The 13,914-nt window shown below is 76.4% G+C and carries 11 protein-coding genes; 6 read left to right on the top strand and 5 right to left on the bottom strand.

All coding sequences use genetic code 11. The features are described from left to right. Positions 1–160: 160 nt before the first annotated feature. Entirely contained in the window at positions 161–499 is a 339-nt protein-coding gene (locus D459_RS36205) for a hypothetical protein (RefSeq protein WP_152523085.1), read from the top strand. Beyond that, the gene (locus tag D459_RS0122895; protein ID WP_017595344.1) at positions 499–990 is read left to right on the top strand and encodes an ATP-binding protein; all 492 of its coding nucleotides are present in this window, start codon (positions 499–501) and stop codon (positions 988–990) included. The genes D459_RS36205 and D459_RS0122895 overlap by 1 nt, the downstream gene beginning before the upstream one ends. Positions 991–1,171: 181 nt before the next feature. Here D459_RS0122895 and D459_RS32460 read toward each other — a convergent pair whose 3' ends face one another. The 5 genes from D459_RS32460 to D459_RS0122870 all read right to left on the bottom strand — a co-directional run bounded on the left by D459_RS32460 (position 1,172) and on the right by D459_RS0122870 (position 8,335). Continuing rightward, the gene (locus D459_RS32460) at positions 1,172–2,587 is read right to left on the bottom strand and encodes a DHA2 family efflux MFS transporter permease subunit (protein ID WP_017595343.1); all 1,416 of its coding nucleotides are present in this window, start codon (positions 2,585–2,587) and stop codon (positions 1,172–1,174) included. Continuing rightward, positions 2,584–3,237: a DsbA family oxidoreductase gene (locus tag D459_RS0122885; RefSeq protein ID WP_017595342.1), complete on the bottom strand. Its 654-nt coding sequence runs from the start codon at positions 3,235–3,237 to the stop codon at positions 2,584–2,586. The genes D459_RS32460 and D459_RS0122885 overlap by 4 nt, the downstream gene beginning before the upstream one ends. A gap of 196 nt (positions 3,238–3,433) precedes the next feature. Beyond that, positions 3,434–4,378, bottom strand: coding sequence for a quinone oxidoreductase family protein (locus D459_RS0122880; RefSeq protein WP_017595341.1), 945 nt, complete (start codon positions 4,376–4,378; stop codon positions 3,434–3,436). A gap of 139 nt (positions 4,379–4,517) precedes the next feature. Beyond that, entirely contained in the window at positions 4,518–7,226 is a 2,709-nt protein-coding gene (locus tag D459_RS0122875; protein WP_017595340.1) for an ATP-binding protein, read from the bottom strand. Between the two features lie 329 nt (positions 7,227–7,555). Further along, positions 7,556–8,335, bottom strand: coding sequence for a TetR/AcrR family transcriptional regulator (locus D459_RS0122870; RefSeq protein WP_026120678.1), 780 nt, complete (start codon positions 8,333–8,335; stop codon positions 7,556–7,558). A gap of 102 nt (positions 8,336–8,437) precedes the next feature. Between D459_RS0122870 and D459_RS0122865 the strand changes: the two genes are divergently transcribed. The 4 genes from D459_RS0122865 (at position 8,438) to mobF (ending at position 13,891) form a co-directional block, all read left to right on the top strand. After that, positions 8,438–9,334: an NmrA family NAD(P)-binding protein gene (locus D459_RS0122865; protein WP_017595338.1), complete on the top strand. Its 897-nt coding sequence runs from the start codon at positions 8,438–8,440 to the stop codon at positions 9,332–9,334. Between the two features lie 451 nt (positions 9,335–9,785). Next, positions 9,786–9,953 (top strand): hypothetical protein, encoded by a 168-nt coding sequence (locus D459_RS35915; protein ID WP_017595337.1) that lies wholly within the window; start codon positions 9,786–9,788, stop codon positions 9,951–9,953. Between the two features lie 271 nt (positions 9,954–10,224). Next, on the top strand, positions 10,225–10,728 hold the full coding sequence (locus D459_RS0122850) for a hypothetical protein (RefSeq protein ID WP_017595335.1): 504 nt from the start codon (positions 10,225–10,227) through the stop codon (positions 10,726–10,728). A 52-nt stretch (positions 10,729–10,780) separates the two neighbouring features. Continuing rightward, positions 10,781–13,891: a MobF family relaxase gene (mobF, locus tag D459_RS32455; protein ID WP_017595334.1), complete on the top strand. Its 3,111-nt coding sequence runs from the start codon at positions 10,781–10,783 to the stop codon at positions 13,889–13,891. Positions 13,892–13,914 lie beyond the last annotated feature (23 nt).

Genomic DNA, 13,914 nt, shown 5'->3' with positions numbered 1-13,914 from the left:
GACATCGCGAGCCTAGCGAGAAGCAAGCCACCCCTCCTCACTTCGGGGTGAGACCGGTGTATCCCTCCGGATGGAATTTTTCAAAGCTTGAGAATGGAAAGAGAATACATGCTTAACTCATTCTCGTCGTCAGAGGTGTTCTCGATGAGGAGGAGTCGCCATGGAGTCGTCATATGTGCATGGAGGGCGTGCCGCTCTGCTCACCGACCTGCAGGACGAGATCCGCGTCCTGGGACGCACCGCGCTGATCGCACTCGGATCCTCGGACCACCCGGTGCTCTACACCACCGACGCCGACGGTCGCCGCGTGGCGGTGGTGGCGGTGCGGATCGGCGGCGAATGGTGGTTCATCTGGGGAAAGCGCGGCCAGGCCCCGGCGGCGGCGCCGGGCAGGGCCGCGCGGATGCTCGTCCGGCATCCCCGGTCGGACGTGGTGGACCTGTTCGCCCGGCGGCCCCGGGCGCGCGGGTTCCGCACCGGGTGGGCGGAGGCCGCGTGATGGCCGTGCAGGTCCTGGAACCCGTCGCGACCGTCTCCGGCGGCCTCGCCCTGCCGGGCCGGCCCGAGCAGTGCAGCCAGGCCCGGCTGTGGACGCGCTCGCTGCTGCACCCCTTCCCCGACGTGGCCGACGCCGTGGAGCTGGTGGCCAGCGAGTTCTTCACCAACGCGATCCGCTACACCGCCTCGGGCCGCCCCGGCGGGCGCGTCGGCCTGACCCTGGTCGGCCTGTCCAGCGGGATCGTTCACCTGGAAATCGTCGATCAGGGGTGCGCGGAGGGGACCGCCGCGGTTCTGCCGCCGGCCGTGGACCGGACGCACGGGCGCGGACTCTTCCTCGCTGAGGCCCTGGCGCAGGCGTGGGGGCAGGTGCCGACCGGCGGCGATCCGCGCTACGGCCCCTTCGCCGCCGCGCCCGAGGGGCACCGCGGGCCCCTGGTCACCTGGGCCGACTTCCTGACCAAGATCCGACCGGCGTCGACCATGCGCTGACACCTTCGGAGAACCCCTCATAACGGGAGAGCGGAAGGAGAAGAGAACGGAGTGCCGGTCCACCCGGGTATGGCGGCTGATGGCGGAGCTCGGCATCGGGGCGTGAAGCTCCGCCGAGCCCTTCACGCGACTGATTTCCGGCACCGCCCCGACCCCGGACGGGACCGGGGCGGTCCCGAGCTCATCCGGTGGGCGCCCGGTTCCCGCCCGTCCTCGACGGGGCCGCCAAGGGGAGCAGGGCGCTCGCCAGCAGCACGCCCGCCACGGCCAGGTAGGCGGTGCCGATGGAGTGCTCCAGCGGGCCGAGGCCGAAGGCGAGGGCGCCGAGGGCGACGGTGCCCACCGTGCCGCCGATCTGGCGGAAGAAGGTGAACAGGCCGCTGGCCACGCCCACGTCCTCCGGAGGCACCCCGTCCTGCAGGGCGACCACGACCACCTGGAAGAACACCCCGGTGCCCAGGCCCATGGCGGCGGCGAGCAGGCCCACCGCCCACAGCGGGGAGTCCGCGCCGAGGGCGGAGAAGCCGGCCATGGAGCCGGCCATCCACGCCGTGCTCAGCACCAGCATCGGGCGGTGGCCGCCGTGCACCGCGATCGGGCCGGCGATCCGGCCGGCCGCGATGATCGCCGCGGTCTGCGGCACCAGCATCAGCCCCGCCTCCGTCGGGGAGAGCCCCATCACCGCCTGCAGGTGCAGCGGGAGCAGCAGCAGACCGCCGAAGATCCCGATGCCCGCCGCGAAGTTCACCGCGTTGACCAGGGTGAACGTGCGGTTCCGGAACAGGCGGGGCGGGAGCAGCGCATCATCGCCCAGCGCCCGCTCGGTGCGGACGAACAGCACCGCGCCCGCCGCCGCCACCGCACCGGCCGCGGCGGCGGCCGGGGAGGCCCACCCCCACTCGGCACCGAACTCGGCGAGCAGCAGCACCGGGACGACCGCCGCGACCAGCAGCACCCCGCCGAGCAGGTCGACGCGGCGCGCCGGGCCGCGGGCCGGCCGCGGCAGCGCCCCCGCGACCAGGGCCAGTGCCGCCGCCCCGACCGGCAGGTTCACCAGGAACGCCCAGCGCCACCCGTCCACCCCCAGCAGGGTGCCGGCCCCGGCGAAGAAGCCGCCCAGCACCGGCCCGGCGACGCTCGCCACCGCGAACGCCGCGCCGAGCCACGCCTGGTGGCGCACCCGGCGCTCCGGCGGCAGCAGGTCGGCGAGGACCGCCAGGGCCAGCGCCATCAGCCCGCCGGCGCCCAGCCCCTGCACGGCGCGGAACACCGCCAGCACCGGCATGGACCAGGCCAGCCCGCACAGCAGCGACCCGAGGAGGAAGATCCCGACCGAGGCGGTGTAAAGCGGGCGCCGCCCGTACACGTCGGAGAGCTTCGCGTAGACCGGCGTGGACACCACCGAGGCCACCAGGTAGGCCGACATCGCCCAGGCCTGGACCTCCGCGCCGCCCAGCCGCTCGGCGATGGTCCGCAGCGCGGTGGCGACGATCATCTGGTCCAGCGCCGACAGCAGCACGCCCAGGAGCAGCCCGGTCGAGACCGCGGCGACGGTGCGCGGCGCCGGCGCAGGACCGGGCACCGGGTCCGCGCTCACCCCCGCTCCGCTTCGCGGAGCAGGGACAGCAGCTCATCGGGGCCGAGCGCACCGGAGACCGCCTTCCCGCCGTTCACCCGGTAGGACGGCACCCCGGTCACCCCCGCCTCGACCGCCAGCTCGCGGTCGCGCCGCACGCCGTCGGCGTGCGCCCCGGTCCGCCACATCTCCTCGGTGGCGGCCGGGTCCAGACCGGCCTCGGCGGCCAGCGCGGTGAGCGCGTCCCGCCCGCCCAGCTCGGCGTGGTCCACGTGGTAGGCGTGGAACAGCCGCTCCAGCACCGGCCCGGCCGCACCGTGCTCGGAGGCGAGCCGGACCAGCCGGTGCGCGTCGAAGGTGTCGAACGGCCGCACGTTCTCCGGGTCCAGGTCGAGCCCGACGGCCCGGCCGCCGGCCTTCACCCGGGTCACGACCGCGGCGGCCTGCTCCTCGTCGAAGCCCCACTCGGTGCGCATGACCTCGGCGAGCCGCAGGCCGGGCCGCTCCGGCCCGCCCGGGCGCAGCTCGAACGCCCGCCACCGCACCTCGACCCGGTCCGCCCCGGGGAGGCGATCCAGGGCGGCGGTCAGGTTCCGGGTGCCGATCCAGCACCAGGGGCAGACGATGTCCACCCAGACGTCGAGGGTGGTGCCGGTGGTGGCGGAGGCCATGGGGTCCTGCCTTTCCGGGCGCATGAGGCCCTGAGTCGTGGAGGTTCCGGAAGGGGGAGGGGCGGCCGCGCCGGAGACGCGGGCCGATCCCGACCGGGGGTGCGGAACAGGGACCGGACCGGTGCCGGGGCGCCCCGGCACCGACCCCGCCTGCCGCGCCGACACGCGGACGGGGGAAAGGAGCGCGGAACCGGGCTCACGCGCCGGTCGCGCCGCGCAGGGCGGCGGTGGTGAGCACGATCTTTCCGCGGATGCCGCCCGCCTTGTAGTGGCGGTGCGCGTCGGCCGCCTTCTCCAGCGGGAAGGTGCGGTGCAGGTGCACCCGGAGCCTCCCCTGGGCGTACAGGTCGGCGAGCTCGGCCAGGCGCGCCGCGGAGCGCTTCGGCGGGACGGTCCGCACCCCCAGATCGGCCGCCTTGCCGTGCTCGACCAGGGTGAAGATGCGCGAACGGTCCGCGACCAGCTCCAGCGAGGCGTCCAGGGCGTGCCCGCCGACCCCGTCGATCGCGCCGTGCACCGCCCCCTCCGGGGCCAGGGCCCGCACCCGGTCGGCGAAGCCGTCGCCGTAGGAGACCGGGAGCGCGCCCAGCGACCGCAGGTGGTCGTGCTGCGGCTCCCGGGCGGCGCCGATCACGGTCGCGCCCTTCAAACGGGCGAGCTGCACGGCCATCGCGCCCACCGCCCCGGCGGCACCGTGCACCAGCAGCGTCTCGCCCGCGCCGAGCCCCATGTCCTGCAGGGCGATGTGCGCGGTCTGCGCGGCCGCGGTGAAACCGCCGGCGACCTCCCACGGCATGTTCGCCGGCTTGGCGGTGATCTGGTCGGCGGGGAAGACCGCGTGCTCGCGGTAGGAGCCGAGCACGTTGAACCCGAGCACCTCGTCCCCGGGCGCGAACCCGGAGACGCCCTCGCCGACCTCCCGCACCACCCCGGCGTACTCGTTGCCGGGGATGCGCGGGTAGTCCATCGGCCCGACCACCGCCGGCAGCCAGCCCTCGACGACGGCCACGTCGAACGGCTGCACCCCGGCGGCCATCACCTCGATCAGCACCTCCCCGGGACCGGCCCCGGGCACCTCGGCCTCGACGACCTGCAGCACCTCGGGCCCGCCCGGCTCGTGGAACACGACGGCCTTGCTCATCGGACTCCCGCCCTTCCGCTCCGCGCCCGGCCCGGTGCCGGGGCGCAGAACAGAACGGTAGGCGCGCACCCCACCGGCCCGAATCCGTGCCGCCACTGGGCCCGCCACGTGCGGGCCCAGTGGCGGGCCCGACGTCCGCTCAGCCGTCGGAGAGGTCCAGACGGGCCAGGTCCGCGCGGGACCGGACGCCGAGCTTCGGATAGGCCTTGTACAGGTGGTACTCGACGGTGCGGTGGCTCAGGAAGAGCCGCGCGGCGATCTCGCGGTTGCTCACGCCGTCCGCGGCCAACCGGGCGATCTGCAGCTCCTGCGGGGTGAGCAGGGACGCCGGCGCGCCGCCGCCCCCGGCCGGGGCGGCCTCACCGGCCGCGCGCAGCTCGGCGCGGGCCCGCCCGGCCCACGGGGCGGCGCCCAGCCGCTCGAAGACCTCCAGCGCGGTGCGGAGCAGATCCCGCGCCTCGCCCCGCCGCTTGCGCCGGCGGAGCCACTCCCCGTACAGCAGCGCGGTCCGGGCGCGCTCGAACGGCCGCCCGCCGGCCTCGTGCTCCGCCATCGCCGCGGCGAAGCGCCCGCCCGCCTCGTCCGGGCCGGAGAGCAGGGCATGGCAGCGCTCCACCAGCGCCCGGGCCCACGGCCGGTCCGAGGCCCGCGCCCACACCTCGAACCCGGCGAGCGCCTTCCGGCCGCACTCGGGCTCCCCGGCCAGCACCGCCGCCTCGACCAGGTCGGCGGAGGAGGAGACGGCCGGCCCGGTGGCGCGCGCCGGACCGGACAGCGCCCCGGCGAACCGGCGCAGCGCCTCGGCCGGGCGGCCGGAGGCCAGGTCGAGCAGGCCGAGCGCGCACTCCGCGGCCGCCGCCGACTCCGCGGTCCCGGCGGACCGCCCGGCGAGGCGGCGGCAGCGCTCCCCATCGCCCTCGATCGCCGCGGCCCGCGCGGCCACCGCGCTCAGCCGGGCGCCGCGGTGCGTCTGCCCGGTGTCGCGCGCGAAGGCCAGCGCCTCCGCCAGCGACAGGGCGGCGTCGCGGTGCCGACCGGCCATCAGCTGCGCCTGCGCCTGCATCTGCAGCACCGCGGGGAGCGCGCCGAGCAGCCCGCGCCCGCAGGCGGCGGCGGCGTCCGCGCCCGCCAGCTCCGCGGCCGCCTCGTCGTCCCCGATGAGCAGCGCCGCCGCGCACAGGTGCAGCCGGACGATGAGGCTGTCCGGCGGGCTGGACCGGGCCGACTCGACCGCGCCGCGCAGCCGCGGCAGCGCGCCCCGGACGTCGCCCGCGGCGAGCAGGCCGAGCGCGGCCACGGACGCGGCGACCGGCCCCGGCGCGGGCAGGAACCCGTCCGCGCCGCCCGGCTCCGCGGAGATCCCCTCCGCCAGCCGCGCCGCCTCCCGCACCGCCTCGCCCTCCCCGGCCGCCCACGCCGCATCGGCGGCCATGACCAGCAGGGTCAGCGCGAGCGCCGGATCCCGGCCGGTGATCGGCGCGGCGCGGTCGAGCAGCACCCGCGCCGCCCGGGCCGGCACGCCCCGCTCGATCTCCATGGTGCCGCGCACCATCGCGGTGCCCGCCAGCAGCACCGGGTCGCGGGTCAGCGCCGCCGCCTGCTCGGCGAGGGCGTCCGCCCGCTCGGTGCGGCCCACGGTGATCGAGGACTGGGCGGCCCGGGTGAGCCGCCGGGCCCGGTCCGCGGCGTCGGCGCTGAGCTCGGCGGAGCGCTCGTAGAACGGCACCGCGGAGGGCAGGGCCCCCCGCCGCCGGGCCCGCTCGGCGGCCCGCTCCAGCTCGGCGGCGGTGCCGTCGTCCGGGCCGGTGGCGGCCGCGGCGAGCTGCAGCGCCCGCCGGTCCCCGTCGAGCACCCCGGCCAGGGCGCGGTGGATCGCCAGCCGCAGCGACGGCGCCGCCGCCTGGTAGCACGCGGAGCGGATCAGCGGGTGGCGGAAGGCGAGCGCGACCCCGGAGACGTGCACCAGGCCGGCCCGCTCGGCCGGGTCCAGGTCGGTCTCGGCGGCGCCGAGCGCCCGCCCGGCCTGGAGCACGGTGCCCAGCTCGCCGGTGCCCTCGGCGGCGGCGACGGCCAGCAGCAGCCGGGTCCCCTCGGGCAGCCGGTCGATGCGGGCGCCCAGCGAGTCCAGCACCCGCCGCCGGACCGGGAACGCGGCCGGCGCGGCGGCGCGGCCGGCCCGCTGCTCACCGGTGAGGCCGCCGGGCAGCTCGACCAGGGCCAGCGGATTCCCCTCGGCCTCGGCGAGGACCCGGTCCCGCACGTCGCGGGGGAGACCGGGGAAGCGGTCGGCGAGCAGCCCGACGGCGGCCTCCCGGTCCAGCGGCGCGGGCGCGAGCTCCTCGATGCCGGGCGCGTCGAACCCGTCGCGCGCGGCGAAGACGAACGCCACCCCTTCGGCGTGCAGCCGGCGGGCGGCGAACAGCAGCACGTCGGCGGAGGCGTCGTCGAGCCAGTGCGCGTCGTCGACCAGGCACAGCACCGGGCGCCGGGCGGCCAGATCGGACAGGAGGGTGAGCACCGCCAGGCCGACCAGGAACCGCTCGCCCGGCTCCGCCTCGGACAGCCCGAGGGCGCCGCGGACCACCGCGGCCTGGGCCTCCGGCAGCCCGTCGACGGCGGGCAGCACCGGACGGAGCAGCATGTGCAGCGCGCCGAACGGCAGCCCGGACTCGGCCTCCACCCCGGTCGCCCGCAGCACCCGCACCCCGTCGGCGCCGCGCGCGGCGGCGTCCAGCAGCGCGGTCTTGCCGATCCCGGCCTCCCCGCGCACCACCAGCGCCCCGCTCACCCCGGCCCGCGCCCCGTCGACCAGCCGGGCGACGGCGGCCTCCTCCTCGTCCCGCCCCATAAGCACGCCCTCAACGTAGCGCCCGGCCCCCGACCGCCACGGCCCCGGAGCCGGGAAACGGCCGAGATACCGCTCCGGGCGGCCCTCGGCGGCGGACGCGGCCCCGCCGCTCACCGATCCTGCCGGGAGCTCCAGCGAGCCCCGGACGCTGTTCTGCATGCTGTGCAGGCAGAGGGAGCGGCCGCCGGCGTGGACCGAGCCCGCGGCGGCCAGGGGCGTCGTACCGCTCGTCGGCGCAGATCCGGAACATCCGGCGGTCCGATAGGGCCAGGGGGCGGCCCTCCCCGCCTCGGCTCCGGGGCCCGCCCCTCTGGGAGAAGGGCCGCGCGTCACGCCCCCGCGCGCTCCCTCTCCCGCCGCCGCTGGGCCCGCTTTCGGCAGGCGGGACCGCAGTAGCGCGCAGGCCGCCCGGTACCGCGGACCTCCAGCGGCGTCCCGCAAATCCGGCACCACCGGGGCGGGAAGGCGCCGTCACGGATCTCCGGGGACGCGGGCACCGCGTCACGAATCGGCGCACCGCCCGCCGGTTCCGTGACGTCCTCGCCCGGCGCCCGCCCCGCGCGCAGCACCTCCAGCGCGGTCCGCGCCATCCGCTCGCCGCCGGGCCCGCTCGACACCATCGCGGCACAGCCGACGACCAGCGCCTTCACCTCATCGGTGGTGACGTCGGCGCGGACACCGCCGGCACGCTGCGCCGCGGCCAGGTGGTCGCGCAGCGCCTCCTCGAAGCGGAGCGCCGAGGCGCTCAGCACGGTCCGGGGCCAGCCCGCGTCGGTCCGGAGCGCACCGCAGAGCCGGGAGCGCCCGCCCGCCGATTCGACGGTGTCGAGGAGGAGCGCGAAGAAGGCTCCGCCGGGCCCGGAGCGGCCGCGCCGGCGTTCCGCGCGTGCGACGAGTTCGTCGATCTGGGCGGCGAGGACGGCTTCGAGCAGCCCTTCCTTGGTGGGGAAGTGCCGGTGCACGGTGCCGGCGCCCACGCCCGCGGCGCGGGCGATCAGGGCGAGTGAGACGGACGTGCCCTCCGCCGCCACGGCGCGCCGGGCCGCCCGCAGGACGGCGGCGCGGTTCCGCCTGGCGTCGGCCCTGAGGCCCTCCGCGGGGGCGCTCATCTCGCGAACCATGTCACGGAATCCCTCCGCGCCCCGGTGAGAGGCCTAGCGTCCATGGCGATCCGGGTCGGACGACCCGATTCTACGACCGGAAGGAACACCATGGAGGAGACGCGGACGATCCTGGTCACGGGCGGAACCGGGCGGCAGGGCGGCGCCGTCGCCCGCCGGCTGCGCGCCGACGGCCACCGGGTCCGGGCCCTGGTGCGCAGGCCGGACTCCCCGGCCGCCGCGGACCTGCGGGCGATCGGAGCGGAACCGGTCCCCGGCGACATGGACGACCCGGCGGGCCTGGAAGCGGCGCTGACCGGCGCGGACGGGGTGTTCATCGTCCCGCCGGCGGCCTACGGGCCGGACGGGGCCGACACCGGCCTGGAGTTCCGGCGCGGTGCCGCGGTGGTCGACGCCGCGGTCGCGGCCGGGGTGGAGCAGGCCGTGTTCACCGGCATCGGCTCGTTCTCGGGCGGGGCGGCCCGGCAGGCGGAGGGGAAACTGCGGATCGAGCGGTACCTGCAGGCCGCCGGGCTGAGCACGACGGTGCTGCGCCCGGTCCGCTTCATGACGAACTTCCTCGGCACCGGCGCCGGAGTGGACGACGTCCGGGACGGCGTGAGCCGCCACGTGTTCCCCGCCGACGAGCCGGTGCAGCTGATCGCCCTGGAGGACATCGCCGAGTTCGCGGCGATGGCCTTCGCCGACCCCGCCCGGTTCGCCGGACGCACCCTCGAACTCGCCGGCGACGACCCCACTCCGGACGAGGCGTTCGCCGCGATCAACGCCGCGACCGGACTCGACCTCCGCTACTCCGCCCTGGACGCGGACGAGGCGGAGTCGGCGGGCCCCGCGGTCGCCGAGGCCCGCGCCCTCTGGCTCGCCGGCCACCGCTGGCACGCCGACATCGAGGCCCTCCGCGCGCTCCACCCCGACCTGCGCACCTTCCGCACCTGGCTGACCGATGGCGGCGCCGACCTCCTCCGGCGAGCACTCCTCCGAGCCTGAGCCACACAGGTCCACCAGCCACCCCAAGGAGAGCCCTCCGAGCGCCGCACGGCCGCACGGCCCCGCAGCCCCCAGAAGGCATACACACCGCACCGCCCCCAGGCCGACCCCGGGTCCGACCCCAGAAAGCGAAGAAAAAAGAGAAAAGGAAAAAAAGGGAAGCAAGTTATATCTAAGGGTTGCTTTAGCGGCGTGCCGGCGGTGGCCGCAAGCGCGCTGGGATCTGCGATCCGGCGGGGCCCGGGCCCACCCGATTGTTTCGGAGCCCACCCCGCCGGGTCCCTCCCGGCCCGACCCGGGGGGCACGGACGGCAACAGCAGGGGCGAGGGGGACCCCCGCCCTATTCGGAGCCGATTGTGAATGCCCCCCGGCCCGGCCCGGCCCGTCGGGCCGAGCCCCACCGCAACAATCGCGCGACCCCTCGCGCGGCACGGACGCCAAGGAGGAGCCATGGCGAAGGACAAGAACAAGGCCACCCCGGGTTGGAAGCACCGCCCCGCCCGCAGCGTGGCGGACACCCCGGGCGACTGCACCAACACGCCGAGCTGCAACAACATCGGCACCCTGCCCAACGGCGAGGTCTGCACCTGCGGCAACGGGATCCGCGCCAACCAGTAGGTTTACCCACCAGCAATAAGGGTAGACTCTTAACTGAAGGCCCCCGAGGCCCCGAGCTTTGAGAACTCAACAGCGAGAGGAGGTGAACCATGAAGGGACAGATCGACCCGGTCGTTCGCGAGCACTGCGGCGCGCACGACATCGAGGACTGCGACATGTGCAACCCGAACGGCACCCAGAACGAGAAGCGCTAAAGCGCCAGAGCGCTGGTATCGTCACGAATCCCCCCAAGCGTGTCGGCCCGCCCGACACCGGTGCGAAAGGCGGGCAGATGCCGTCCGATCCGCGCCGCGGCCCCGAAGAGCGGCCGCTGGTAACGCTCAAGGAATGGGCCGCCGAAGTCGGCTACAGCCACGCCTACGCGGTGCACGTGATGCCGCGCTACTACCCCGACTTCCCGCGCCCGGAGCGCTACCGCACCGGCATGAGCGAAAAAGGCGGAGGCGGGGGCAGCGCCCTTTACGACCCCGCCGCACTCGAACCCTTCCGCCCGCGCCGCCCCGACCCCGCCGAGCTCTCGGCCGCCGACCTGGAGCGCGAAGTCACCCTGGTGGGGTTCGCGAAGCTGATCGGGGTGGACGGGCGCAGTCTCACCCAGATCAAGGACGACCGGCCCGATACGCTGCCCGACACCGTCGACGGCCGGCGCTGGTACCCGCGGGCGCGCTACCGCGCCGCGGACCTGCTGCTTATGTGGAACGCCCGCCCGGGACCGGGGCGCGGCTCGGACAAGCGCAGAGCGGAGCTGCCCTGGTGGGCCGCGGACCGGGAGTGAACCGGCCCGGTCCCGCCGCGGCACCGGGGCCCTGCGGCCGGGCGGGGGCGCCGTGGCCGCGGTGGTGAAGCTGCGCAGCACCGAGCAGATCGAGTACCGCCTCAGCGGCCAATGCGGCTGCGACCACCGCGCCCACGCCCACGACGACGCGGCCGGGAACCGGCAGGTGGAGTACCGCCTGGGCGGAGCCGACCGGCCCTTGGAGCGGATCGGCTCGGGCTGGAGCCGGTTCGGCCGGGCCCCCGGTACCACCGTGGACACCGAGGCCGAGGTCGATGAGGTGCGCGCCGCGCTGGCCGGGCGCGACCCGCGCACCGGCGAGCAGCTGGTCACCCCCAAGACGGCGGTCGACCCCCGGGCCAAGCTCCCCGCCCAGCCCCTGGTCGAGGCGGTGCGGGCGGTGGCCGCGGCCGCCGACCCCTCCCGAGAGGAGGGCATGGACCCGGTCGAGCTGCTGGGGTCGGAGCGCCTGGCCGCGCGGTGGCGGCGCCTGGAGCGCGGCGTGCTGCGCGACGGCGCGGCCCACCGCGCCGCGGTGGGCGATCTGGAGGCGGTGGCCGGGGCCGCCGGGGTCGACCCGGCGATGCTGTGGGAGGCCGGTGAGCTGGCCAAGGCCCGCCGCCACGCCGATGACCGGGTGGCCGTCGGCAACATGGGCTATGACCTGGTGCTGAACATGCCCAAGAGCATGTCGGTGGCCTACGGGCTGATGGGGGAGGCCGATGCGGCCGAGTTCGAGGAGATCTACCTGGACTCGGTGCGCGAGACGGTCCGGGCGGTCGAGGAGTGGACGGCCTACGGGCTGGCCGGCCACCACGGCGACGGTGCCCGCGCGCGGCGGGTGGAATCGGCCGGGTTCGCCGCGACGGTGACGCTGCACCGCTCGGCCCGCCCGGTGGGCGGGCAGGCCGGCGACCCCCATATCCACGCCCACGTGACCATTCCCAACCTGATCGAGTGCGAGGACGGCGGCTGGCGCACCCTGGCGGCCGGCGGGCGCGATCTGCACCGCCACGTGGCCGTGGCCGGCGAGCTGGCCAAGGCCCGCATGCGCCGCCGGCTCAGCGAGCGCTACGGCGCCGTCTGGAAACGGGACGAACGCTCGGGCGAATGGGAGATCGCGGGCTTCGATGCCCGGTTGCGCTCCGGTTTCAGCTCCCGGGCCCGCCAGATCGACGCGCACGCCGCCGCCGGCGCCTCTACGGCGCAGCGCCAAGCGGTGGCCCGCGCGCTGGCCGAGGCGAAGCGGCCCGATCAGGAACCGGGCAGTGCCCGGCGGTCCTGGCGCCGTCGAGCGCGCGAGGCGGGCTATGACCCCGATGCAGTACTGGCCGCGGGCCTGCCGGGCCTGCGCTCGGGGGTCGGGCGCGGCGGTGCGCGCGTGGACCTGCAGGAGCTGTGCGCGGCGGTGTGGGATCCCGAGACCGGTGTGACGGCCCGGCGCAAGGTGGCCACCCGCACCCAGGTGATGACGGCGGTGCTGCAGGCCCTGCCGCAGGGGGTGTCCGGGCTTTCGGAGCTGGAGGTGCTCACCGATGCGGTTCTGCGCGGCCCGGACGCCGTCGCGCTGGGCGGCGGGCCCCAGACGCATCTGTCCAACTCCACGCAGTGGACCTCGCGCAGGATCGTGGAGTCCGAGCGGACGATCACCCTGTCGGCGCGCCGGCGCCGGGGCGAGGGGGCGGCCGCGGTGCCGGTGGAGCAGGCCGAGCAGGCGCTCGCGGCCTTCGAGGAGCGCCGCGGGTTCGCCCTCTCGGACGAGCAGCGGGCCTGCGCCGTGCGGCTGCTGGTGGAGGGGCACGGCGTCGAGGCGGTCCGGGGGGTGGCCGGGGCGGGCAAGACCACGCTGATGAGCGCGGTCTTCGAGGGGTGGTCGGCTCAGGGGCTGCGGGTGGCGGGGGCGGCCACGGCGGCGGTGGCCGCGGCGAATCTGGAGGCCGAGTCGGGCATCGCCGCGCGCACGGTGGCCTCCTGGCTGGCGCGGATCGAGTCCGGGGAGGGCTTGGAGGGGGTGGACGTGCTGGTCATCGACGAGGCGGCGATGGTCGACGACCACTCGATGGCCGCGCTGGCGGCCGCGGCCGAGCGTGCCGGGACCAAGGTCGTGGGCATCGGCGACCCGGCCCAGTTGCGCGCGGTGGGGGTGGGCGGCTCCTTCGCGGCGGTGCACCGCATCGTCGGGGGCCACACCCTGCGGGAGAACCGCCGGCAGCGCCGCGCGGTGGACCGCAAGGCCCTGGAGCTGTGGGTGGAGGGCGGCCACTCCAGTGCGCTGGCCGTGTGGGGCGGGGCCGGCCGGGTGCATGCCGCGCGGCGGGCCCATGAGGCCCATGCCGCCATCGCGCAGGCGTGGCTGGCCGATCGCCGGGGGATCGCCGACCCGCACCGCGCGGCCGAGGACGTGCTGGTGCTGGCGGCGCGCAACAGCGACGTCGACGAACTCAACGCCCGCATGCGCTCACTGGCGCGCGGCCAGGGGTGGCTGGGGGAGGACGAGGTCGGGTTCGCGCTGCGCGGCGGCGGGCGCCTGGAGCTGTCGGCCGGGGACGTGGTGCGGGTGCGGCGCAACGACTACCGGTCCCGGCGCGGGGAGGGGCCCGATGTCCTGAACGGGGTGCGCGGTGTGGTCGCGGAGGTGGATGCGCGGCGGGGGGTGCGGGTGCGGTGGCGCTCGCGCGAGGGCGAGCGCAGCGCGTGGTTCTCTCCGGAGGCGCTGGCGCGCGGTGACGTGAGCCTGGGGTATGCGATGACCATCGCCGCGGCTCAGGGGCTGACGTGCGAGCGGGTGCACGTGTACGGCATCGGGGCCGACGCCAATTCGCTGTATCCGGCGATGACGCGTTCGCGGGAGCGGGCCGACCTGTATCTGGCGGCCGAGGCGCTTCAGGGCCTGGACCCAACGGTGTTCGGTTCCGATCGTGCTCTGGTGCAGGCGGCGATCGGTGCCTATGGTCGCGATCTGGAGGCCCGCAAGGAGGTCATGGTCGGCGATCTGCTGGAGGCCCGCCGGGGGGAGGGGGCGCGGCGTTCGGCGCCGCCCTCGATCCGCGAGGCGCTGCGGCGCCGGCACGGGGCGGACCGGAGCGGGCCGCGGGCGGGTCGCGGGGGGCCCTCGGCGCGGCGGGGCGGCCCGCGCGGCCCGGGCCGGGGCCGCCGGAGGTGATCAGCGACGGCCTGAACCCCGAC

The organism is Nocardiopsis potens DSM 45234, from assembly GCF_000341105.1.
Lineage (GTDB): Bacteria > Actinomycetota > Actinomycetes > Streptosporangiales > Streptosporangiaceae > Nocardiopsis_A > Nocardiopsis_A potens.
The sequence above is the reverse complement of the archived record's forward strand: the minus strand, read 5'-3'. Positions and strand labels throughout refer to the sequence as shown.

Coding starts and splice junctions, on each gene's coding strand:
- D459_RS36205 (WP_152523085.1), top strand. CDS start 161: ATGGAGTCGTCATATGTGCATGGAGGGCGTGCCGCTCTGCTCACCGAC.
- D459_RS0122895 (WP_017595344.1), top strand. CDS start 499: ATGGCCGTGCAGGTCCTGGAACCCGTCGCGACCGTCTCCGGCGGCCTC.
- D459_RS0122885 (WP_017595342.1), bottom strand. CDS start 3,237: ATGGCCTCCGCCACCACCGGCACCACCCTCGACGTCTGGGTGGACATC.
- D459_RS0122880 (WP_017595341.1), bottom strand. CDS start 4,378: ATGAGCAAGGCCGTCGTGTTCCACGAGCCGGGCGGGCCCGAGGTGCTG.
- D459_RS0122875 (WP_017595340.1), bottom strand. CDS start 7,226: ATGGGGCGGGACGAGGAGGAGGCCGCCGTCGCCCGGCTGGTCGACGGG.
- D459_RS0122870 (WP_026120678.1), bottom strand. CDS start 8,335: ATGAGCGCCCCCGCGGAGGGCCTCAGGGCCGACGCCAGGCGGAACCGC.
- D459_RS0122865 (WP_017595338.1), top strand. CDS start 8,438: ATGGAGGAGACGCGGACGATCCTGGTCACGGGCGGAACCGGGCGGCAG.
- D459_RS35915 (WP_017595337.1), top strand. CDS start 9,786: ATGGCGAAGGACAAGAACAAGGCCACCCCGGGTTGGAAGCACCGCCCC.
- D459_RS0122850 (WP_017595335.1), top strand. CDS start 10,225: ATGCCGTCCGATCCGCGCCGCGGCCCCGAAGAGCGGCCGCTGGTAACG.